At 68.5% G+C, this 20,013-nt stretch carries 18 protein-coding genes; 14 read left to right on the top strand and 4 right to left on the bottom strand.

Going from position 1 to position 20,013, the window contains the following annotated elements:
- Positions 1 to 134 precede the first annotated feature (134 nt).
- Positions 135 to 1,466, bottom strand: a complete 1,332-nt coding sequence (locus tag LE190_RS11120) for a transglycosylase SLT domain-containing protein (protein ID WP_439847483.1) — start codon at positions 1,464 to 1,466, stop codon at positions 135 to 137.
- Between the two features lie 328 nt (positions 1,467 to 1,794).
- On the opposite strand from LE190_RS11120, the gene LE190_RS11115 reads away from it, so the two are divergent.
- Together LE190_RS11115 and LE190_RS11110 are read left to right on the top strand one after the other, a co-directional pair.
- The gene (locus LE190_RS11115; protein ID WP_225238743.1) at positions 1,795 to 2,364 is read left to right on the top strand and encodes a DUF1415 domain-containing protein; all 570 of its coding nucleotides are present in this window, start codon (positions 1,795 to 1,797) and stop codon (positions 2,362 to 2,364) included.
- The gene (locus LE190_RS11110) at positions 2,324 to 2,557 is read left to right on the top strand and encodes a DUF1289 domain-containing protein (RefSeq protein WP_439847482.1); all 234 of its coding nucleotides are present in this window, start codon (positions 2,324 to 2,326) and stop codon (positions 2,555 to 2,557) included. The genes LE190_RS11115 and LE190_RS11110 overlap by 41 nt, the downstream gene beginning before the upstream one ends.
- A gap of 16 nt (positions 2,558 to 2,573) precedes the next feature.
- On the opposite strand, the gene LE190_RS11105 is transcribed toward LE190_RS11110, so the two are convergent.
- Positions 2,574 to 3,080, bottom strand: coding sequence for a DUF1993 domain-containing protein (locus LE190_RS11105; protein WP_225238742.1), 507 nt, complete (start codon positions 3,078 to 3,080; stop codon positions 2,574 to 2,576).
- Between the two features lie 183 nt (positions 3,081 to 3,263).
- On the opposite strand from LE190_RS11105, the gene LE190_RS11100 reads away from it, so the two are divergent.
- Entirely contained in the window at positions 3,264 to 6,446 is a 3,183-nt protein-coding gene (locus LE190_RS11100; protein ID WP_225238741.1) for a bifunctional diguanylate cyclase/phosphodiesterase, read from the top strand.
- Positions 6,403 to 8,736, top strand: a complete 2,334-nt coding sequence (locus LE190_RS11095) for a xanthine dehydrogenase family protein molybdopterin-binding subunit (protein WP_225238740.1) — start codon at positions 6,403 to 6,405, stop codon at positions 8,734 to 8,736. Before LE190_RS11100 ends, LE190_RS11095 begins: the two co-directional genes overlap by 44 nt.
- Before the next feature lie 26 nt (positions 8,737 to 8,762).
- Here the strand turns inward: LE190_RS11095 and LE190_RS11090 are convergent, their stop codons facing one another.
- On the bottom strand, positions 8,763 to 9,179 hold the full coding sequence (locus LE190_RS11090) for a thioredoxin family protein (RefSeq protein ID WP_225238739.1): 417 nt from the start codon (positions 9,177 to 9,179) through the stop codon (positions 8,763 to 8,765).
- Between the two features lie 67 nt (positions 9,180 to 9,246).
- Between LE190_RS11090 and tsaB the strand changes: the two genes are divergently transcribed.
- Genes tsaB through LE190_RS11070 form a run of 4 tightly spaced genes read left to right on the top strand, consistent with a single transcriptional unit; the run spans position 9,247 to position 12,299 of the window.
- A complete protein-coding gene (gene tsaB / locus LE190_RS11085) occupies positions 9,247 to 9,963 on the top strand; it encodes a tRNA (adenosine(37)-N6)-threonylcarbamoyltransferase complex dimerization subunit type 1 TsaB (protein ID WP_225238738.1) in 717 nt (238 codons plus the stop codon).
- Positions 9,960 to 10,430, top strand: coding sequence for a ribosomal protein S18-alanine N-acetyltransferase (gene rimI, locus LE190_RS11080; RefSeq protein ID WP_225238737.1), 471 nt, complete (start codon positions 9,960 to 9,962; stop codon positions 10,428 to 10,430). Before tsaB ends, rimI begins: the two co-directional genes overlap by 4 nt.
- Positions 10,431 to 10,438: 8 nt before the next feature.
- A complete protein-coding gene (locus LE190_RS11075) occupies positions 10,439 to 11,332 on the top strand; it encodes a uracil-DNA glycosylase (RefSeq protein ID WP_225238736.1) in 894 nt (297 codons plus the stop codon).
- Positions 11,316 to 12,299 (top strand): DUF1853 family protein, encoded by a 984-nt coding sequence (locus LE190_RS11070; RefSeq protein ID WP_225238735.1) that lies wholly within the window; start codon positions 11,316 to 11,318, stop codon positions 12,297 to 12,299. Before LE190_RS11075 ends, LE190_RS11070 begins: the two co-directional genes overlap by 17 nt.
- 44 nt (positions 12,300 to 12,343) lie before the next feature.
- Here the strand turns inward: LE190_RS11070 and lplT are convergent, their stop codons facing one another.
- On the bottom strand, positions 12,344 to 13,594 hold the full coding sequence (lplT, locus tag LE190_RS11065; RefSeq protein ID WP_224945668.1) for a lysophospholipid transporter LplT: 1,251 nt from the start codon (positions 13,592 to 13,594) through the stop codon (positions 12,344 to 12,346).
- A 148-nt stretch (positions 13,595 to 13,742) separates the two neighbouring features.
- Here lplT and alr point away from each other — a divergent pair, with 148 nt between their 5' ends.
- The 6 genes from alr (at position 13,743) to pstA (ending at position 19,996) form a co-directional block, all read left to right on the top strand.
- On the top strand, positions 13,743 to 14,849 hold the full coding sequence (alr, locus tag LE190_RS11060) for an alanine racemase (protein ID WP_225238734.1): 1,107 nt from the start codon (positions 13,743 to 13,745) through the stop codon (positions 14,847 to 14,849).
- Positions 14,842 to 16,218: a DNA repair protein RadA gene (radA, locus tag LE190_RS11055; RefSeq protein WP_225238733.1), complete on the top strand. Its 1,377-nt coding sequence runs from the start codon at positions 14,842 to 14,844 to the stop codon at positions 16,216 to 16,218. Before alr ends, radA begins: the two co-directional genes overlap by 8 nt.
- Positions 16,219 to 16,238: 20 nt before the next feature.
- On the top strand, positions 16,239 to 16,595 hold the full coding sequence (locus tag LE190_RS11050; protein ID WP_225238732.1) for a PilZ domain-containing protein: 357 nt from the start codon (positions 16,239 to 16,241) through the stop codon (positions 16,593 to 16,595).
- A gap of 456 nt (positions 16,596 to 17,051) precedes the next feature.
- Positions 17,052 to 18,089 carry a phosphate ABC transporter substrate-binding protein PstS gene (pstS, locus tag LE190_RS11045; protein ID WP_225238908.1) on the top strand — a complete coding sequence of 346 codons (1,038 nt, stop codon included), beginning with the start codon at positions 17,052 to 17,054 and terminating at the stop codon, positions 18,087 to 18,089.
- 114 nt (positions 18,090 to 18,203) lie between these two features.
- Entirely contained in the window at positions 18,204 to 19,136 is a 933-nt protein-coding gene (pstC, locus tag LE190_RS11040; RefSeq protein WP_225238907.1) for a phosphate ABC transporter permease subunit PstC, read from the top strand.
- Positions 19,136 to 19,996 carry a phosphate ABC transporter permease PstA gene (gene pstA / locus LE190_RS11035; protein ID WP_225238731.1) on the top strand — a complete coding sequence of 287 codons (861 nt, stop codon included), beginning with the start codon at positions 19,136 to 19,138 and terminating at the stop codon, positions 19,994 to 19,996. Before pstC ends, pstA begins: the two co-directional genes overlap by 1 nt.
- Positions 19,997 to 20,013 lie beyond the last annotated feature (17 nt).

The following is a 20,013-nucleotide window of genomic DNA, read 5'->3' as shown; positions in this document are numbered from 1 at the left end:
CGCTCTGTTCGGACGCCCTATTGCAGCGCACAAACGATACTATACAGGAGATTGGAAAAGTCTGCACGGCCGCACGAATAGGCGGCCGCCAGGGTGAAGCGTCAGGGCCAATGCGGCCCTGACACGGTTGGCGCTCAGCGGTGCTTGCGCTTCGAGGAGGTATTGCGCGCGATGCGCTTCTTGTCCGCGCTGCCGGCCTTGGCCTTGTAGCGCGCGCCCTTGGCCGAGGCTTTCACGCGCGGGCTGCGTTCGGCTTCGAAGGCGACCACGGCGTTCTCGATGATGTTCTCGGCGATGTCGCCGGCATGCGAGGCCGACATCTTCGGCACCAGGATGGTCGATCCGGCCTTGACGGTCGACTTGGCCGGGATGTTGTTGGCCTGGCGGATCACTTCCGGCGTGGTGCCGAACTTCGAGGCGAGCGCGCCGATGCTGACCCGGGCGCTGGTGATCTTGTGGGTGGTCCAGGACGACAGGTCGCGGCTCCACTGGGCCAGGTTCAGCTGGAACTTCTCGGCGTTCGCCTTCGGCAGCAGGATCTTGGTCTTCTCGCCGCCGGTGATGACCGGCTTCTTGAACTGCGGGTTGAGCGCCTTGAATTCGTCGAGCGACATCTCGGCCAGCTGGGCGGCGACGGCGAGGTCGATGTCGCTGGTCTTGTCGATCGCGGTGAAGTAGGGCTGGTTGTCGATCGCCGGCAGGGCCACGTTGAACTGGCCCGGGTTGGCGACGATGTTCTTCACCGCCTGCAGCTTCGGCACGTAGTTGCGGGTTTCGGCCGGCATCAGTTCGGCCAGGCTGTCGAAATCGGTGCCCTTGCCGAGCGCCTGGTTCTTCTTGATGGCGCGCTGGACATTGCCTTCGCCCCAGTTATATGCAGCCAGGGCCAGGTGCCAGTCGCCGAACATCGTATACAGGCGCTGCAGGTAGGTCAGGGCCGCGTCGGTCGAGGCCAGCACGCCGCGGCGCTCGTCCTTGAACATGTTCTGCTTCAGGTCGTAGTCCTTGCCGGTGCCCGGCACGAACTGCCACAGGCCGGCCGCGTCGGCGCTCGACAATGCCTGTGGATTGAACGCCGATTCGATCACCGGCAGCAGGGCCAGCTCGGTCGGCATGCCGCGCTTTTCCAGTTCCTGCACGATATGGTAGAGGTAGGGCGAAGCGCGGCCCGAGATGCGCTTGAGGCTGTCGGGACGGCTGCTGTACCAGCCGGTATGGCGCTCGACCAGTTTGCTGTCGACGTCGGGAATCGCGTAGCCGCTACGGATGCGGTTCCACAAGTCGGTTTCCTTGTAGTCGTCGATCTTGAGCAGGCCGGGTGCGAGTGGCGCCGTGCTGCGGGCGGCCGGGGTGCTGTTCACCGCGGCCACGGGCGAGGGCGCATTGTCCATCGCGTGGGTCAGCGGGGTGGTGGCCAGGAGTCCCAGCGCGGCAGTCACTAAGGTCTTGCGGATCATGTCGTGCATCGCTTTCCAATGTTGCGTCCAGGAACGGACGTACTGGTCAAGGGGGCAGTGTACGTAGTCATGCTTGAGTCAGTCAAGAAATATGTCCACCTCGTTACAAAATACTTGAAGGGCCATTTATCGGTGAATTGACATCATGAACACGGATGTTGCACGAAGATGCGTGTGCATTCGCTGCGCATGGCTGCTGGGTGGCCGGGCTGCGCAAAGCTTTCCATCAGGGTCCATCCCGGTCTAGCCTAGCCGGCCGCGCGGGGGTATCTATGAGGCGCGACAAAGTATGCGTACAATCCTGCATCCGCCCGCAAGCATGGAAGAAGTCCAGAACATGAGTACCGCAAACCCGCATGCCGACGACGACGCGGTCGTCGCCGCCACCCGCCGCTGGCTGGAAAAGGCTGTCATCGGCCTGAACCTGTGTCCCTTCGCGAAATCGGTCTACGTGAAAGAGCAGGTCCGCTACGTGGTCTCGCCGGCCACTACTCCCGAAGCCCTGCTCGAGCAATTGATGGACGAGCTGCAGCACCTGTCCGATACCCCGGCCGAGCAGGTCGACACGACCCTGCTGATCCATCCATTCGTGCTCGCCGACTTCGAGGACTACAACGAATTCCTCGATGTGGCCGACGCGGCGGTGGAAGACATGGGTCTGGATGGCGAACTGCAGGTGGCCAGCTTCCATCCGCTGTACCAGTTCGCGGACACCGATGTGAACGACATCGCGAACTACACCAATCGCGCGCCCTATCCGATCCTGCACCTGCTGCGCGAGGACAGCATCGACCGCGCGGTCGAGGCCTTCCCGGAAGCGGCCGAGATCTTCGAGAAGAATATCGACACCATGGAAAAGCTCGGCCATGAAGGCTGGGACCAGCTCGATGTCGGCCCCGCGCGCTGAAGACGAGGGTGCGCTCCCGCAGCGCCCCGACACTCCGTGCGTGGCGGTATGCTCGACCACCTTCGACGAGATCTGCCGCGGCTGCGGACGCAGCGTGGCCGAAGTGGCGCACTGGGTGTCGATGAGCGCCGAGGAAAAGGAGCGGGTCTGGGTGCGCATCCTGGCGCAGGGCTACCCGCGCCGCAATACCTAGGCCTTCAGGCGGGGCGTCACAGCCCCAGGAAGTCGCGCTTCCCGAGCGGCACCCCGTTGTGGCGCAGGATCGCGTAGGCCGTCGTCACGTGGAAGAAGAAATTCGGCAGCACGAAGCCGGTCAGGTAATCGTCGCCGCGCGCGAAGTGGCGCGCCCGTTCGCCGGCGCCATGGGTGATGGCGCGCTCGGCGGCGGCATCGAAGTCCGCTGGCGCCAGCGTGGCGAGATAGCCGAGAGTCTTGGTGATGCGCTGCTGTAGTTCGGCGAAACCCTGTTCATTGTCTTCGTAGTGCGGCGCCTCCTGCCCCGCCAGGCGCGCGCCGGCGCCTTTTGCGAAGTCGCTGGCCACCTGCACCTGGCGCAGCAGCGGGAACATGTCGGGATACAGGCGCGCCTGCAGCAGGGCGGCCGGCTCGATCCGGTGCTGCTGGGCGTGGGCTTCGGCTTTTTCCAGCACCGCGGCCAGCGCGCCCAGCATTTTCTGGAACACCGGCACCGAGGCGGCATACATCGACAGGCTCATGGCATCTCCTTTGAAAGATTCAATCATAGCAAGTCCTGTCGCGTTGCGCCGACAGCCGCGGGACGATTCGGGTGGATCGGGCGCGCAATTTGATGACGCATAGCAATCTCACATGCATAATCAAGTGATTCCTTACGATATATTAAATCCCTGCCGGGTGGCGGGGCACAGCCCGAAAACGCGATGTCCCTGCCACGCAATCCCTTCCATGCACTGCGCCGCCTGTATGGGCGTTCCATCTACGGCACCCTGCTGCTGGTCCTGATCGGCGGACTGGGCGTGCCGGCCGCGGTGGGCGGCTACTTCCTGATCGGCGTCGAAGAACGCAGCTCGACCGCCCGCAGCCTCGACGCTGCCTTGCAGCGCAACGCCGACCTGCTGGCGCTCGCCATCCAGGAACCCCTGTGGGACATGAACCCGGAGGCCGCGCGCGCCCTGGCCGATTCCTTCATGCGCGACCCGGCCGTGGTCCACGTCGGGGTGCGCGACCTGTCGCAGGCCGAGTTCATCAACCGCCGCATGCCACCGCAGCCGGGCGCGCGCGCTTACCGCGCCGAGCGCGACGTGGTGGTGCGCGGCCAGGCCATCGGCCGCGTCGCGATCGAAATGGACGACCACGAGTACCAGCAGGACCTGCGCAACAAGCAGCGCAATTATGCGCTGGTGCTGGCGCTGCAGCTGGCGGTGTCGGTACTGCTGATCGCGCTGCTGCTCAGGCGCCGGCTGCTGTCTCCACTGCGCACGCTGACCGGCTTTTCGGACCGCCTGGCGCGCGGCGACTTCGACACCCCGCTGGCGCTCGATACCGGTGACGAGCTGGGACGCCTGGGCAGCCAGATGGAGCGCATGCGGATGGCGATCGGCCAGCTGTTCGCCGATATCGCGCGCCGCGAGGAACAGTTCCGCACCATCGTCTCGCAGGTGCCGGGCGCCGTGTTCCGCGCCAGCCCGGGAGGGCGGATCGACTTCGTCAGCGACGCCATCGAGGAAATCTCGGGCTACCCGGCCGGACGCTTCATGCTGGCCACCACCGACGACTGGTCCGACATCGTCCACCCCGAGGACCGGCGCATGCAGCGCCGCGTGGCGCGCGCGGCCCTGGAATCGGGCAGCGCCTACGAAGTCGAGTACCGGATCGTGGATGCGGCCGGCGTCGAGCGCTGGGTGCTGGAGACCGGGCAGCCGCAGGGCAGCTGGGGCAGCGAGACCTTCCGCATCGACGGCATCATCTATGACGTCAGCGATCGCAAGCACGACGAGATGCGCATCGAAGCCCTGCTCACCGAACAGGGCGCGATCCTGGACAACGTGATGTTCGGGGTCTTGTTCGTGCGCGAGCGCCGCATCGTTTCGGCCAACCCACGCGCCGAAGCCCTGTTCGGCTATCCCGAGGGCGGCATGGTGGGACGTTCCACCGGCATCCTGTTCCCGGGGCGCGCCGAGTACGAGCGCATGTGGAGCGCGACCTATCCGCGTATCGCGGACGCGCCGGATACCGGCGAGGAGCTGCAGTTGCGCCGCCACGACGGCAGCCTGTTCTGGATGCTGGTGAGCGGCTGCGCGCTCGACCCGGCCCGCCCCGACGACGGCAGCATCTGGGTGTTCGCCGACATCACCGAGCGCAAGCTGGCCGAGGAAAAGCTGCGCCTGTCGGCCACGGTGCTCGAGCACATCGCCGACGGCGTGATGGTGCTCGACCCGTCCGGCCGCATCGTCGCCACCAATCCCGCGTATACCCAGATCACCGGCTACACCGAGCACGAGGCGCTCGGCCAGCCGGTCGGCCTGACACGCGCCGCGCGCCACGACGAGGACTTCCAGCGGGAGGTATGGCGCGCCCTGGCCGACATCGGCTTCTGGCGCGGCGAACTGTGGGAAACCCGCAAGAACGGCGAGGTCTATCTCGAGTGGCTGACCGTGTCCGCGGTGCGCGATGACCAGGGCCTGCTGACGCATTACGTGTGCGTGTTCAGCGACATCACCCGGGTCAAGGAATCGCAGGACAAGCTCGACCACCTGGCCCACCACGACCCGCTCACCGCGCTGCCCAACCGCCTGCTGTTCCACGACCGCCTGCAGCATGCGCTGGTGCGCGCCGCGCGCGAGGGCGAGGAACTGGCGGTGCTGTTCATCGACCTCGACCGCTTCAAGAACGTCAACGACACCCTCGGCCACCACGTGGGCGACGAGCTGCTCAAGCAGGTGGCGGCGGCGCTGGCGGGCTGCCTGCGCGAAGGCGACACTCTGGCGCGCCTGGGCGGCGACGAGTTCATCGTGCTGCTCGAAGCGGTGCAGGGCACGCCCGGCGCGGCCAACGTGGCCGCGAAGCTGATCGCCCTGTTCGAGCAGCCGTTCACGGTATCGGGCCACGAGCTGTTCGTCACCGGCAGCGTCGGCATCAGCCTGTTCCCGCGCGACGCCGCCGACCTGAACATGCTGATACGCAATGCCGACGTGGCGATGTACCAGGCCAAGGCGCGCGGGCGCAACGGCTACCAGTTCTACGCGCCGTCGATGAGCGGCGAGGGCGTCGAGCGCCTGCGCCTGGAAGCACTGCTGCGGCGCGCCATCGAGCGCAGGGAAATCTTCCTGCACTACCAGCCGCAGGTCGACATCGGCAGTGGCCAGCTGGTCGGGGTCGAAGCGCTGGTGCGATGGGACAATCCGGAGCTGGGGCTGGTGCCGCCGGTGCGCTTCATCCCGGTCGCCGAGGACACCGGCTTCATCAGCCAGCTGGGCGACTGGGTGCTGGCCGAGGCCTGCCGCCAGATGGTGGAATGGGAGCGGGCCGGGCTGCGCGTGCCGAAGATGGCGGTCAACCTGTCGGTGCGCCAGTTCGAGCGCGGCAGCGTCGCGCCCACCGTGGCCCGGGTGCTGCGCGACACCGGGCTGGCGCCGGAGCGCCTGCAGCTGGAAGTGACCGAATCGGTGATCATGCATACGGGCGATGCGCTCGACTACATCAACGACCTGCGCGCGGTGGGCGTCGGCCTGGCGATCGACGACTTCGGCACCGGCTACTCCTCGCTGGCCTACCTGAGCCAGCTGCCGGTGCAGACCCTGAAGATCGACCGCAGCTTCATCCAGGACATCTCGACCGACGCCAACGACGCGGCGATCGCGGTGGCCATCATCCAGCTCGGCAAGAGCCTGAACCTGGCGGTGGTGGCGGAAGGCGTCGAGACGGCCGCCCAGGCCGCCTTCCTGCTGCGCCACGGCTGCCGCCAGGCCCAGGGCTACCTCTACAGCCGGCCGGCCGCGCCAGGCGATATACTGCTGCGCTGGAACGTGCCGCCGGGGCACGCAGGGGAACGGGACGACGATGAATCGAATGAGGCTGGTGCAGCCGCCGCAAGCGAAGCCTGAACAACGTACACTACGCGGCAAGGGCGCGCCCGCGCGCGGCCGCCGCCGCTTTTTGCTGGGCGGCCTGGCGGCCGGTGGCGCGCTGCTGGTGGGCTGGGGCGTGCAGCCGCCGCGCCAGCGACTGCACGCGGCGCGTCCGCTGGCCCTGGGCGGCGGCATGGTCGGACTGAACGGCTGGATCGCGATCGCGCCCGACGGCGCGGTGTCGGTGGTGGTGCCGCGCAGCGAGATGGGGCAGGGCGTGCACACGGCGCTGCCGATGCTGGTGGCCGAGGAGATGGACCTGCCGATGAGCGTCGTGCGCATCGCCCAGGCGCCGATCGACCCGATCTTCGCCAACCTGGCGCTGCTGCGCGAGAACCTCCCTTTCCACCCGGACGACGCCGGCCGCACGCGCCAGGGCGCGCAGTGGCTGATGGCCAAGCTGGGTCGCGAACTGGGCATCATGTTTACCGGCGGTTCGACCAGCATGAAGGATGCCTGGATGCCGATGCGCGAGGCCGGCGCGGTGGCGCGCGCCATGCTGCTCAAGGCGGCGGCCGAGGCCTGGCGCACGCCAGTGGCGCGCCTGCGCACCGAGGATGGCTTCGTGCTGCATCCCGACGGCCGGCGCCTGGGCTATGGGGCGCTGGCCGCAGCGGCCGCGCGCACCGGCGCCGGCATCGATGAGGGCGACGTGCGCCTGAAGGAGCCCGGCGCCTTCCGCCTGATCGGCAAGCCGCTGGCACGCCTGGACAGCCCGGCCAAGGTGAACGGCACGGCGCGTTTCGGCATCGATGCGCGCCCGCCCGGCATGGTGTACGCGGCGCTGAAGATGGCGCCGGTGATCGGCGCGACCCTCGACGGCTTCGAGTCCGCCGCCGTCGCCTCGATGCCGGGCGCGCTGGGCGTGGTGCCGGTGCCGGGCGTGCCCGGCGAGCGCCACGGCGCCGGCGCCGCCGTGGCCGTGCTGGCCACCAGCTGGTGGCAGGCGCGCCAGGCGGCGCAAGCCCTGCCGGTGCGCTGGAACGAGGGCGCGGCGGCCTCGCTCTCCAGCGCGGACGTGTTCGCGCAGCTGGCGCGCGCCCTCGACGAGGAGTCCGGCTACGTATACCACGAGGCCGGCACCCAGGACGTGGACGGCGCCGCGCTCACCGTCAGCGCCGAATACCGCGCGCCTTTCCTGGCCCATGCGGCGCTGGAACCGATCAACTGCACGGCCCAGGTGGCGGACGGCAAGGTGCGCCTGTGGCTGTCGACGCAGGTGCCGAGCATGGCCGTCGACGTGGCCGCGCGCGTGGCCGGGGTCGACCGCGCGGCGGTCTCGATCGAGGTGATGCTGCTGGGTGGCGGCTTCGGCCGGCGGCTGGAGACCGACATGGTGGCGCAGGCGGTCGCGGTGGCCCTCGCGGCCGGCGGGCGGCCGGTACAGCTCATCTGGTCGCGCGAGGACGATACCACCCACGACGTGTACCGCCCGGCGGCGCTGGCGCGCTTTCGTGCCCGGCTCGACGCGCGCGGCGACATCCTGGCCTGGGACAGCAAGTCGGCCGGCGGCGCCATCGGCCACCAGTACTTCCCGCGCAACCTGGGCCTGCCCGGGATCGGGCCGGACAAGACCACCGCCGAGGGCGCGTACGACATGCAGTATGCGATCGCCAACCAGCGCATCGCCCACGTGACCGTGGACAGCCCGGTGCCGATCGGCTACTGGCGTTCGGTGGGGCATTCTCACAATGCTTTTTTCAAGGAAGGCTTCCTGGAAGAGGTGGCGCACGCCGCCCGGCGCGACAGCGTGGCGCTGCGCCGCGCGCTGCTGCGCGGGCAGCCGCGCGCGCTGGCCGTGCTGGATACTGCCGTGGTCCGGGCCGGCCAGCCGGCCGCGGGGCGGGCGCACGGCGTGGCGCTGCACCGCTCCTTCGGCAGCACGGTGGCCCAGGTGGCCGAGGTCTCGGTGCAGGACAAGCGCATCCTGGTGCACCGCGTGGTGTGCGCGATCGATTGCGGACTGGCGGTGAACCCGAACATCGTGGCCCAGCAGGTCGAGTCCGGTGTGCTGTTCGGCTTGTCGGCCGCGCTGCATGGCGACATCACCATCCAGGACGGCCGCGTGCAGCAGTCGAACTTCGGCGACTATCCGGTGCTGCGCATGCACGAGGCGCCGCAGGTGGAAACCATCGTGATGCCGAGCGGCGCGCATCCGGAAGGCGTGGGCGAGCCGGCGGTGCCGCCGGTGGCGCCGGCGGTGGCCGCGGCCGTGTTCAGGCTGACCGGGCAGCGGCTGCGCAGCCTGCCGCTGCGCCTGGCGTAGAGCGCTCAGGCAGGAAGCTGCCCATCCTACCCGAGCAGCACGCGCAGATTGCAGTCGCGCTGCCAGGCACGCCGCTCGTCGCTGGACATGGCCAGGCGCGCCAGCTCCTCCGGACTGGCCGCGGCCTGGGCCAGCAGCAGGCGCTCGGCCACGGCGCCGTCGGGCAGCACCGTGCCGAAGAAGGCGACGCTGTCGCCGCGCTGCACCAGCAGGGTGGGGAAGTTCTCGACATCGAGGTCGCCCACGACGTCGGCCTGGTCTTCGATGTCGATCCACACGAAGCGCATGTCCGGGTGGCGCCGCGCCAGCTCCTCGAAGGTGGCGCGGTAGGACGCGCAGGTGCCGCACCAGGCGGCGCACAGGCAGGCGACCGTCAGCGCATCATCCTCGATGGCGGCGGCGAACTGCGCGCGGTTGTCGGAATCCAGGGTCAGGCTTTGCATGTGCCGGATTGTACAGGCTGTCGCGGCGCCGTGGCCAGCGGCGCTGCCGAGCGGGTAAAATACCGGCATGCCCACCATTCTCGCCATCGAAACCTCGTCCGAGCTCGCTTCCTGCGCGCTGCTGGCCGGGGGCCACGTTTACGTCCGTTCCAGCGCCGGCGTGCGCACCCATTCGCAATCGGTCCTGCCCATGGTGCAGGAACTGCTGGGCGAAGCCGGCATCGCGCTGGCCGCCTGCGATGCCATCGCCTTCGGCGCCGGTCCCGGTTCGTTCACCGGCGTGCGCACCGCCTGCGGCGTGGCCCAGGGCCTGGCCTATGGCGCCGGCCTGCCGGTGCTGCCGCTGGTGACGCTGGCGGCGATGGCCGAGAGCTGCCGCGCCCGCACCGGCGCGCACGAGGTGCTGGCGGTGCTGGACGCGCGCATGGGTGAAGTCTACTGGGCCCAGTACCGCTACGACGCGGCGCGTGGCGCCTGGGAAGAAGTCGCCGCCCCCGCGCTGTGCCCACCGCAGGACCTGCGGCCGCTCCCGGCTGCGCAGCTGGCGGCCTGCGGCAACGGCTTCGCCGCCTATCCGGACGCCTTCGCCGGCCAGGCTTTCGCCGCCGGCGCGCTGGACGATATCCTGCCGCATGCGCGCGAGCTGGCGCTGCTGGGCGCAGCCGCGCTCGCGGCCGGGCTGGCGCTGCCGGCGGCCCAGGCCCAGCCGCTTTACCTGCGCAACAAGGTCGCGTATACCAGCGCCGAACGGCAGGCCATCAATGCCGCGAAGGCCGGGACATGAGCCTGGCGCCCGAAGCCGCCGCGCTGCGCTTCGCCCCGATGCGGCCGGCCGACCTGGACGAGGTGCACGCGCTCGAATGCAGCGTGTTCCCCCATCCCTGGAGCCGCGGCAACTTCCAGGACTCGCTGGCCAGCGGCTATGACGCCTGGACCGCGCGCGACGCCGCGGGCGCGCTGGCCGGCTACTACCTCGTGATGTATGCGGTGGACGAAGCCCACCTGCTGGACGTGGCGGTGGCCGCGGCGCGCCAGGGCCAGGGACTGGGCCGCCGCCTGCTGGACCGGATCGGCGCACGCGCGAAGGAGCAGGGCATGGCCTCGGTCCTGCTCGAGGTGCGCCCGTCCAACGGGCGCGCGCTGGACTTCTACCGCCGCTACGGCTACCGCGAGATCGGCCGCCGCAAGGCCTATTACCCGGCCCACGGCGGCCAGCGCGAGGATGCGATCGTGATGAGGATGGACCTGTGAACGGCGCCATGAAACGGATCGGTGCGCGCGAGGCGGCCTTCCTGGCCGAGATGGGCATCGGGCCGCTGTGGAGCCTGCGCGCGGCGCCGCCGCCGCAAGCCGAGGCGCCGGCGCCGGAGGCAATGCCGCCCGAAGCCGGGGCGGTCGACGCCGGCACCGAAGCCGCGCCGGCGGCACCGGCACCGGTCCAGGCCCGCCCGCTGGCGCCGCCGCCGATGCCGCGCCAGGTGGCCGAACCGGCGGCGCGCCAGGCGTGGACGCCGCCCGCCGCCGACACCGCGCCGGCGGCCGAGCCCGTGCGCATCGACGCGTCCGGCATGGACTGGACCGAACTGCGCCAGGCGATCGCCACCTGCCGCCATTGCAGCGCCTGCAGCGAAGGGCGCCAGCCGGTACCTGGCGCCGGCGCGACGACGGCGCGCTGGCTGGTCGCCGCCGGCACCGCCAGCGCCGCCGACGAGCAGGCCGGACAGCCGCTCACGGGCGAGCCGGGCAAGCTGCTCGACAACATGCTGCAGGCGGTGGGCATGTCGCGCGCGACCGATGTCTACGTCACCACCCTGGTCAAGTGCCGGCCCGCGAATGCGCGCGGCGGCGAGCGCGCGCCCAGCGCCGAGGAAGTGGCGGCCTGCCGTCCCTTCCTGGAACGCGAGCGCGAACTGGCCGGTGCGGCGCTGGTGCTGACCCTGGGCCAGGTGGCCGCCAACGGCCTGCGCGGCCAGGCCCTGTCCGAGCCGCTGGCCGGCAGCCGCGGCGTCGCGCACCGCCTGGGCGAAGTGCCGATGGTGGCGACCCTGCACCCGGCCGAGCTGTTGCGGCGCGGCGCCGACAAGGCGCTGGCCTGGGCCGACCTGTGCCTGGCGCGGCGCACCGGCGCCTCCGGCGATGGACACGCCGGCTGAAACTTACCAGCAGGGCTTCCACCGCCGCTGGGGCCACCTGCGGCGGGCCCGGGTGCGGGCGCTGGCCTGGCTGCTCGACGCGCCCGGCCTGCTCGACGAGCAGGACCCGCTGTGGTCCGGCCGCATCGCCAGCCTGCCCCCGGTCGATGCCGCGACGGCGCAATGGCTGGCGCGGCTCGACCACGACCCGGCCGCGCTCGATGCGGCCTTTGGCGAGCGCAAGCCGACCCGACTCGGCCTGTACGCCGAAAAGCTGATGGCCTTCTATTTCGCCGCGCAGGGCAGGCTGGTGGCGCACAGCCTGCAGGTGCGCGCCAGTCCCAACGACACGGTCGGCGAATTCGACTTCCTGCTGGAGCACGGCCCTGATGCGGTCGAACACATCGAGTTCGCCACCAAGTTCTACCTGCTCGACGACGACGCCGCCGGCGGCCAGGGACGCGAGGGCGGGCTGGACATGCTGGTCGGCCCCAACCTTGCCGACAGCCTGGGCCGCAAGATGCGCAAGGTGTTCGCGCAGCAGCTGGACCTGGGCCGGCATCCGGCCGCACAGGCCCTGCTGCCGCGACCGGTGGCGCAGGCGCGCGCGCTGGTCAAGGGCTGGCTGTTCTATCCGGCCGGCAGCTGGCCGCGCATGCGGGGCATCGCTGCCGGCCATTGCCGCGGCTTCTGGTGTGCGCTGGACGAGATCGACGCCCTGGCCGGAGAGGCATTCCTGCCGCTGCCGCGCCTGCAATGGCTGGCGCCGTTCCGCGCCGCCTCGGCGACATGGATGCTGGACCGCGCCCAGCTCCACGCCGAGCTGTCGGCCCAGTTCGAGACCGCGTCCGCGCCGGTGCTGGTGGCGGTGGTGCGCCATGTGCCGGCACTGGGCCTGGTGGAAGAGGTGGAGCGCGGTTTCATCGTGCCGAACGACTGGCGCGGACGCGCGGCCGCGCGTCGGAACACGGCCGGCCGCGCCGATTGATATCTACGACGCGAATTTGAGAGGGCTGTGATACGCCGTGCGTATCAGTGCTTTTCTTCGCCAATCAGCGCCAGCGAATCGTGCTCGCGCTGGTTGGCCGCATGGCGCCGTCCGATGAAGTACATGATGCCGGCCACCGACAGTCCGAACAGGACGACGATGATGTCCAGGTCGAGGTTCAGCGTGATCATGATCGCGTACACCGCCAGCATGGTCAGGATCGACAGGTTCTCGTTGAAGTTCTGCACTGCGATCGAGTGCCCGGCGCTCATCAATACGTGGCCGCGGTGCTGCAGCAGCGCGTTCATCGGCACCACGAAGAAGCCCGACAGGAAGCCGATCAGGGCCAGCAGCGGGTAGGCCAGGCTGACCGAGGTGACGAACACCATGCTGCACACCACCAGGCCCATGATGATCCCGAGCGGGATCACGGTCAGCGACTTGCGCAGCGGGATCATGCGCGCCGCCATCGCCGCGCCCAGGGCCACGCCGATCGCCACCACGCCGATCAGGTTGGTGGCCTTGTCCAGCGGCATGTGCAGCGAGCGCTCGGCCCACTTCAGGACGATGAACTGCAAGGTCGCGCCGGCGCCCCAGAACAGGGTGGTGACGGCCAGCGAGATCTGGCCCAGCTTGTCGCGCCACAGGGTGGCCGAGCAGTTGGCGAAATCGGCGATCAGCTTGGCCGGGTTGCGTTCCTGGTGCTCGTAGCGCGCGCCGGTATCGGGAATGCGCAGGTTGAACAGGGCGGCCAGCACGTAGACCCCGACCACCACCGCCATCGCCGCCTCGGCGCCGCTGTCGATGCCGGGCAGGCCGAGACCGAGCAGGAAACTGGCGCCGCGTTCGCCCACCAGGGCGCCGCCGGCCACGGTGCCGAGGATGATCGACATCACGGTCAGGCCCTCGATCCAGCCATTGGCGGGCACGAGTTTCTCGGGCGGCAGCAATTCGGTCAGGATGCCGTACTTGGCGGGCGAATACACGGCCGCGCCAAAGCCGACCACGGCATAGGCAAGCAGCGGATGCACGCTCAGGAACATCAGTGCGCAGCCGCCAATCTTGATCAGGTTGGCAATGAACATCACGCGGCCCTTGGGCAGCGAGTCGGCGAAGGCGCCCACGAAGGCGGCCAGCAGCACGTAGAACAGGACGAATGACAGCTTCAGCAGCGGAGTGAGCGAAGCCGGGGCGTTCATCGACGTCAGCAGACTGATCGCAACAAACAGGAGCGCATTGTCTGCCAGCGACGAGAAGAACTGCGCCGCCATGATGGTATAAAAGCCACGGTTCATTCGAAAAGAGTAAAAGCTGGTTCGAGTTGCTTTATACCATGAATGATCCCTGCGCTAAAAGAAAACGCGCCTTGTCAGCAGCAGGGTTTTGCCCGCTCCGGTAAAATAACGGGCTGTCCCCACGATGCCGCACCGCCGGTTCCTGAGCATGCCCCGCCCGCTTACCGCCACCATCCATCTCGACTCGATGCAGCATAATCTGCAGCGCGCGCGCGCCTGTGCGCCGCTGGCCCGGATCTGGGCCGTGGTCAAGGCGAACGCCTATGGCCACGGACTGGAGCGCGGCATGCGCGGCTTTGCCGGGGCCGACGGACTGGCCCTGGTCGAGACCGAGAACGCGCTGCGCCTGCGCGAGCTCGGCTGGAGCAAGCCGATCCTGCTGCTGGAAGGCTTTTTCGACCCCTCCGACCTGCCGCTGCTGGCCGAGCATGACATCGGCACGGCGGTGCACAACATCGAGCAGGTCAAGATGCTGGAATATACCCAGCTGTACCGGCCGATCGACGTGCACCTGAAGATGAACACCGGCATGAACCGGCTCGGCTTCCGCCCGGACGAGTACGCGGCCGCCTACCAGCGCCTGCGCGCCATTCCCGGTGTGCGCAACATCACCCACATGACCCACTTCGCCAATGCCGACGAACTGGAACACCCGCGCCTGACCATCGCCGAACAGGTGCGCCGCTTCCAGTTCGGTGCGGGCGGGCTGCCGGGCGAGCGCAGCCTGTCGAATTCCGGCGGCGTGCTGCACGCGGCCGAGCTGGGCGGGCTCCTGAGCAACGACTGGGTCCGGCCCGGCATCATGCTCTACGGCGGCACCCCGGGCGGACGCCCGGCCGCCGACTACGGCCTGCTGCCGACCATGACCCTGCGTTCGGAAGTCATCGGCATCCAGCATATCGAGGCAGGCGACACGGTGGGCTACGGCAGCCGCTTCGAGGCGGACGCGCCGATGACGGTGGGGGTGGTGGCCTGCGGCTACGCCGACGGCTATCCGCGCCACGCGCCGCACGGCACCCCGGTGCTGGTCGACGGCGTGCGCACCACCCTGGTGGGCCGGGTCTCGATGGACATGATGACGGTCGACCTGACCCCGGTGCCGAATGCCCGGGTGGGCAGCAAGGCGCTGCTGTGGGGCGATGGCCTGCCGATCGACGAGGTGGCCCAGGCCGCCGGCACGATCGGCTATGAACTGATGTGCGCACTCGCGCCGCGCGTGCGGGTGCAGGAAGGAAGGATGGGCAGCGATGGCTAAGGCACGCACCTCTTACGTCTGCAGCGAGTGCGGCGCCGTCGCCAGCCGCTGGTCCGGCCAGTGCCCGGACTGCAAGGCCTGGAACACGATGATCGAAACCGTGCAGGACGCGCCGGGCGTGAACCGCATGTCGCAGACCGCGCACAAGGCGCTGGCGCAGACCGCGCCGGTGCTGTCCTTGCGTGACATCGAGGCGCTCGACGTGCCGCGCTTTGGCACCGGCATCGAGGAATTCGACCGCGTATTGGGCGGCGGCCTGGTGGCGGGCGGTGTGGTGCTGATCGGCGGCGACCCCGGCATCGGCAAGTCGACCCTGCTGCTGCAGGCGCTGGCCAACCTGGCCGCCACCCGCAACACCTTATATGTGAGCGGCGAGGAATCCGGCGCCCAGATCGCGCTGCGCGCGCGCCGCCTGTCGGTCGATTCGGCCGAGCTGAAACTGCAGGCCGAGATCCAGCTCGAGAAGATCCTCGGCACCCTGGCCGATCTCAAGCCCGAAGTGGCGGTGATCGACTCGATCCAGACCCTGTACTCGGATGCGCTGACCTCGGCCCCCGGCTCGGTGGCCCAGGTGCGCGAATGCGCGGCCCAGCTGACCCGGGTGGCCAAGCAGACCGGCGTGACCATCATCCTGGTGGGACACGTGACGAAGGAGGGCGCGCTGGCCGGCCCGCGCGTGCTCGAGCACATCGTCGACACCGTGCTGTATTTCGAGGGTGACACCCAGTCGAGCTTCCGCCTGGTGCGGGCGATCAAGAACCGCTTCGGCGCCGTCAACGAGCTGGGCGTGTTCGCCATGACGGAGAAGGGCCTGAAGGGCGTGTCGAATCCTTCGGCGCTGTTCCTGTCGCAGCACGACAGCCAGGTGCCGGGATCGTGCGTGATGGTGACCCAGGAGGGCACGCGCCCGCTGCTGGTCGAGATCCAGGCCCTGGTCGACGCCAGCCACCTGCCGAACGCGCGCCGGCTCTCCGTTGGGCTGGAACAGAATCGCCTGGCCATGCTGCTGGCGGTGCTGCACCGCCACGCCGGCATCGCCGCGTTCGACCAGGACGTGTTCATCAATGCAGTGGGCGGCGTCAAGATCACCGAACCGGCGGCCGACCTGGCGGTGCTGCTGGCGATTAACTCGTCGATGCGCAACAAGCCACTGCCACGCGGCCTGGTGGTGTTCGGCGAGGTTGGCCTGGCCGGCGAGATCCGTCCCGCGCCGCGCGGCCAGGAGCGCCTGCGCGAGGCGGCCAAGCTGGGCTTCTCGGTCGCGGTGATTCCGAAGGCCAACGTGCCCAAGCAGAAGATCGAAGGCATGACCATCGTTGCCGTCGAGCGCATCGACGAAGCGTTTACCAAGCTGCGCGAGTTGGACTGAGCCGGGCACGCGCTCGTATAATGCCGCCTGGCTCATCAATCACTATTCCGCTTCACGTGTTTACAGAACAGAGAACATCCGAACGCAAGGTGCTGCGCACGCGCGCCCGCGTCGTCATGGAAGGCGCCGCGCCGGCCAGTGGCAGGACCAGCGACCTCGGCGCCAATGGCGTCAGCATCAACCTGCCCGAACCCCTGGTGGTCGGGCAAACCGGCCAGGTCAGCTTCGACCTGATGGTCGAAGGCAAGCTGGTGCCGGTCAGTGCGCGTGCCAAGGCCTTGTACTGTATCTTCAGCAGCGGCGAATTCAAGGTCGGGTTCCAGTTCCTGAACCTGGAACTGGCGGCGATGACGGCGGTGGCGCGCTTCCTGCGCTAGCGCCAGCACCGGCTGCGCCGCGCCCAGCAGGGTATACATACAAAGCGGCGAGCGCCCATCGGGCCTCGCCGCTTTTTTCGCTTATTGATGACCCGGTAATCCGGGCCGACACTATTCGTGATAGTGGTCGTAAAAGCCGTCACTGCTACCCTGCACCTCCTGCCAGATCTCGAAAGCGACGAGCCCGGCCAGGCCGCTGAGTATGCCAAACACCATCAAACTGAACATGATTCACAAACGCTTTTCAGCATTGCCTCCCTGGTAGTGGACACATTTCCAGCTTAGCAGACCCGGTGGTATTTACAAGGAACGGCATGGGTCGCGGCAGGCGTATTTCACGTCACATTGGCATGACCGGCTGTCATCAAGCTGTCATATTCGGCCAGTAGACTTCGCAGCGTCAATGAATCGGGCCAGCCACACCCGGCCCAGACCTTACAAGGATCCATCATGCGCATGAAGCTGCTGTTCGTCCCGATCGCCCTTGCCACCGCCAGCCTGGCGGCAAGCCTGACCGCCAATGCGGCCAACATCACCGGCGCCGGCGCGACCTTCCCCTATCCGGTCTATGCGAAGTGGGCCGAGATGTACAAGGCGGCCACCGGCAATAGCATGAACTACCAGTCGGTCGGCTCCGGCGCGGGCATCAAGCAGATCAAGGCAAAAACCGTCGACTTCGGCGCCTCGGACATGCCGCTGGCCGCGGCCGAGCTGGAACAGGCGGGCCTGTTCCAGTTCCCGGCCATCATGGGCGGCGTGGTGCCGGTCGTGAACATCCCTGGCCTGGCGCCCGGCCAGCTGAAGCTGAACGGTGCCGTGGTCGCCGACATCTATCTCGGCAAGATCACCAAGTGGAACGCGCCCCAGATCGCGGCGCTCAACCCCGGCCTCAAGCTGCCCGCCGACGACATCACCGTCGTGCGCCGCGCCGACAGTTCCGGCACGTCCTTCCTCTGGACCGATTACCTGTCCAAGCTGAGCCCGGAATTCAAGTCCAAGATCGGGGCCGGCACCGCCGTGAAATGGGTGGTGGGCGTGGGCGGCAAGGGCAACGAGGGCGTGGCCGCCAACGTGCAGCGCATCAAGGGTTCGATCGGCTACGTCGAGTGGGCCTATGCCAAGAAGAACCGCATGCAGCATACCCAGCTGCAGAACCGCGACGGCGCCTACCTGCAGCCGAGCGACGAAGCCTTCATGGCCGCCGCCGCGGGCGCCAACTGGGCCGCGACCCCGGGTTTCGCGGTGGTGCTGACCAACGGGGCCGGCAAGGACAGCTGGCCGATCACCGGCGCGTCCTACATCCTGGTGCACAAGACCCAGCCCGATGCCGCCAAGGGCAAGGAAGTGCTGAAGTTCTTCGACTGGGCCTACAAGAACGGCGATGCGGCCGCGGCCGAACTCGACTACGTGCCGATGCCGGACAGCGTCAGCAAGCTGGTGGCGGACGCCTGGCGCGCCAGGATGAAAGACGGCGCCGGCAAGGCGCTCTGGTAAGACTTTCGAAGCCATCGACGAGACATGATGAGTGCACACGCTTCCCTTGCATTGAACAAGCCGGAAGGAGGGGAGGCGAGCGGCGCTGACCACAACCCGGCCCTGCGCGCCGCGATGCGCAGGCAGCGCCTGCAGGACTTCTTCTTCCACAAGCTCACGCTGCTGTTCGCGGCCTCGGTCCTGCTGGTGCTGGCCGGGATCATCGTCTCGCTCATCATCGGCGCGGCGCCGGCGTTCCGGGAATTCGGCGCCGGCTTCGTGTCGCGCGTTGAATGGGATCCGGTGGGCGACCAGTTCGGCGCCATGATCGCGATCTGGGGTACGCTCGCCACCTCGCTGGTGGCGCTGGCCGTGGCCTTCCCGGTCAGCTTCGGCATCGCCCTGTTCCTCACCGAGATCTGCCCGGCCTGGCTGCGCCGCCCGATGGGCAGCGCGGTCGAACTGCTGGCCGGCGTGCCTTCGATCATCTACGGCATGTGGGGCCTGTTCGTGTTCGCCCCGCTGTTCGCCGAGTACGTGCAGCCCCTGCTCAAGTCGACCATCGGCCAGCTGCCGGTGATCGGCCAGCTGTTCCAGGGCCCGACCATGGGCATCGGCATCCTGACAGCCGGCCTGATCCTGGCCGTGATGATCATCCCCTTCATCGCCTCGGTGATGCGCGACGTGTTCGAGACCGTGCCCACGGTACTCAAGGAATCGGCCTACGGCCTTGGCTGCACCCGCTGGGAGGTGGTGCGCAAGGTGGTGCTGCCCTATACCCGCAACGGTGTGGTCGGCGGCGTGATGCTGGGCCTCGGCCGCGCGCTGGGCGAGACCATGGCGGTGACCTTCGTGATCGGCAATGCCCACGAGCTGTCCTGGTCGCTGTTCTCGGCCGGTAACTCGATTTCCTCGACCCTGGCCAACGAGTTCGCCGAAGCGGCCACGCCGCTGCATTCGTCCTCGCTGTTTGCGCTGGGCCTGATCCTGTTCGCCATCACCTTCATCGTGCTGTCGGCAGCCAAACTGATGCTGGCCGGGATGTCCCGCCAGGAAGGAAGCAAATAATGCAGGCCACCGCAAGCAACCCCGTGTACCGCCGGCGCCTGCTGGCGCACCGCGCCGGCATCGCGCTGTCGGTGCTGGCCATGGGCATCGGCCTGGCCATGCTGGCCTGGATCCTGGCGACCCTGCTGATCAACGGCTTCGGCGCGCTATCCTGGAACCTGTTCACGGCCGACACCCCGGCCCCGGGCGGCGAAGGGGGCGGCCTGCGCAACGCCATCGTCGGCAGCCTGATGATGGTCGGCATCTCGACCCTGGTCAGCACTCCGGTCGGGATCCTGGCCGGCATCTACCTCGCCGAGTATGGCGAGAACAACCGCTTCGCCCAGGTGACGCGCTTCGTCACCGACATCATGCTGTCGGCGCCCTCGATCGTGATCGGCCTGTTCGTGTACGCGATCTACGTCGCCAAGGTCCAGCACTTCTCGGGCTACGCCGGCAGCATCGCGCTGTCCCTGATCGCGATCCCGGTGGTGGTGCGCACCACCGACAACATGCTGCGCCTGGTGCCCAACAGCCTGCTGGAAGCGGCCTACGCCCTTGGTGCGCCGCACTGGAAGGTGGCGACGACGGTGCGCCTGCGCGCGGTGAAGGCGGGCGTCGTGACCGGTGCGCTGCTGGCGGTTGCCCGCGTTTCCGGCGAAACCGCGCCGCTGCTGTTCACCGCCCTGAACAACCAGTTCTTCAGCGCCGACATGAACGCGCCGATGGCCAACCTGCCGGTGGTGATCTACCAGTTCGCCATGAGCCCCTACGACGACTGGCGCGCGCTGGCCTGGGGCGGCGCACTGCTGGTGACCTTTGCCGTGCTGCTGCTGAACATCCTGTCGCGCACCCTGTTCAGCCAGAAGGCTCCGCGTTAATCCATTCTTACCACGTC

Origin of the sequence: Massilia hydrophila, from assembly GCF_020208145.1 — a bacterium.
Classification (GTDB): Bacteria; Pseudomonadota; Gammaproteobacteria; order Burkholderiales; family Burkholderiaceae_D; genus Telluria; species Telluria hydrophila.
Note: the sequence above shows the minus strand (reverse complement) of the source record. Positions and strands in the feature narration are given on the sequence as shown.

Excerpts from the sequence above, each read along its gene's own strand:
- LE190_RS11105 (WP_225238742.1), bottom strand. The coding sequence starts at position 3,080 with ATGAGCCTGTCGATGTATGCCGCCTCGGTGCCGGTGTTCCAGAAAATG.
- rimI (WP_225238737.1), top strand. The coding sequence starts at position 9,960 with ATGAGCCTGGCGCCCGAAGCCGCCGCGCTGCGCTTCGCCCCGATGCGG.
- LE190_RS11075 (WP_225238736.1), top strand. The coding sequence starts at position 10,439 with ATGAAACGGATCGGTGCGCGCGAGGCGGCCTTCCTGGCCGAGATGGGC.
- pstA (WP_225238731.1), top strand. The coding sequence starts at position 19,136 with ATGCAGGCCACCGCAAGCAACCCCGTGTACCGCCGGCGCCTGCTGGCG.
- LE190_RS11050 (WP_225238732.1), top strand. The coding sequence starts at position 16,239 with ATGCCGCCTGGCTCATCAATCACTATTCCGCTTCACGTGTTTACAGAA.
- lplT (WP_224945668.1), bottom strand. The coding sequence starts at position 13,594 with ATGAACCGTGGCTTTTATACCATCATGGCGGCGCAGTTCTTCTCGTCG.
- alr (WP_225238734.1), top strand. The coding sequence starts at position 13,743 with ATGCCCCGCCCGCTTACCGCCACCATCCATCTCGACTCGATGCAGCAT.
- LE190_RS11090 (WP_225238739.1), bottom strand. The coding sequence starts at position 9,179 with ATGCAAAGCCTGACCCTGGATTCCGACAACCGCGCGCAGTTCGCCGCC.
- LE190_RS11120 (WP_439847483.1), bottom strand. The coding sequence starts at position 1,466 with ATGCACGACATGATCCGCAAGACCTTAGTGACTGCCGCGCTGGGACTC.
- pstS (WP_225238908.1), top strand. The coding sequence starts at position 17,052 with ATGAAGCTGCTGTTCGTCCCGATCGCCCTTGCCACCGCCAGCCTGGCG.
- LE190_RS11095 (WP_225238740.1), top strand. The coding sequence starts at position 6,403 with ATGAATCGAATGAGGCTGGTGCAGCCGCCGCAAGCGAAGCCTGAACAA.
- LE190_RS11100 (WP_225238741.1), top strand. The coding sequence starts at position 3,264 with ATGTCCCTGCCACGCAATCCCTTCCATGCACTGCGCCGCCTGTATGGG.
- LE190_RS11115 (WP_225238743.1), top strand. The coding sequence starts at position 1,795 with ATGAGTACCGCAAACCCGCATGCCGACGACGACGCGGTCGTCGCCGCC.
- radA (WP_225238733.1), top strand. The coding sequence starts at position 14,842 with ATGGCTAAGGCACGCACCTCTTACGTCTGCAGCGAGTGCGGCGCCGTC.
- LE190_RS11110 (WP_439847482.1), top strand. The coding sequence starts at position 2,324 with ATGAAGGCTGGGACCAGCTCGATGTCGGCCCCGCGCGCTGAAGACGAG.
- tsaB (WP_225238738.1), top strand. The coding sequence starts at position 9,247 with ATGCCCACCATTCTCGCCATCGAAACCTCGTCCGAGCTCGCTTCCTGC.
- LE190_RS11070 (WP_225238735.1), top strand. The coding sequence starts at position 11,316 with ATGGACACGCCGGCTGAAACTTACCAGCAGGGCTTCCACCGCCGCTGG.
- pstC (WP_225238907.1), top strand. The coding sequence starts at position 18,204 with ATGCGCAGGCAGCGCCTGCAGGACTTCTTCTTCCACAAGCTCACGCTG.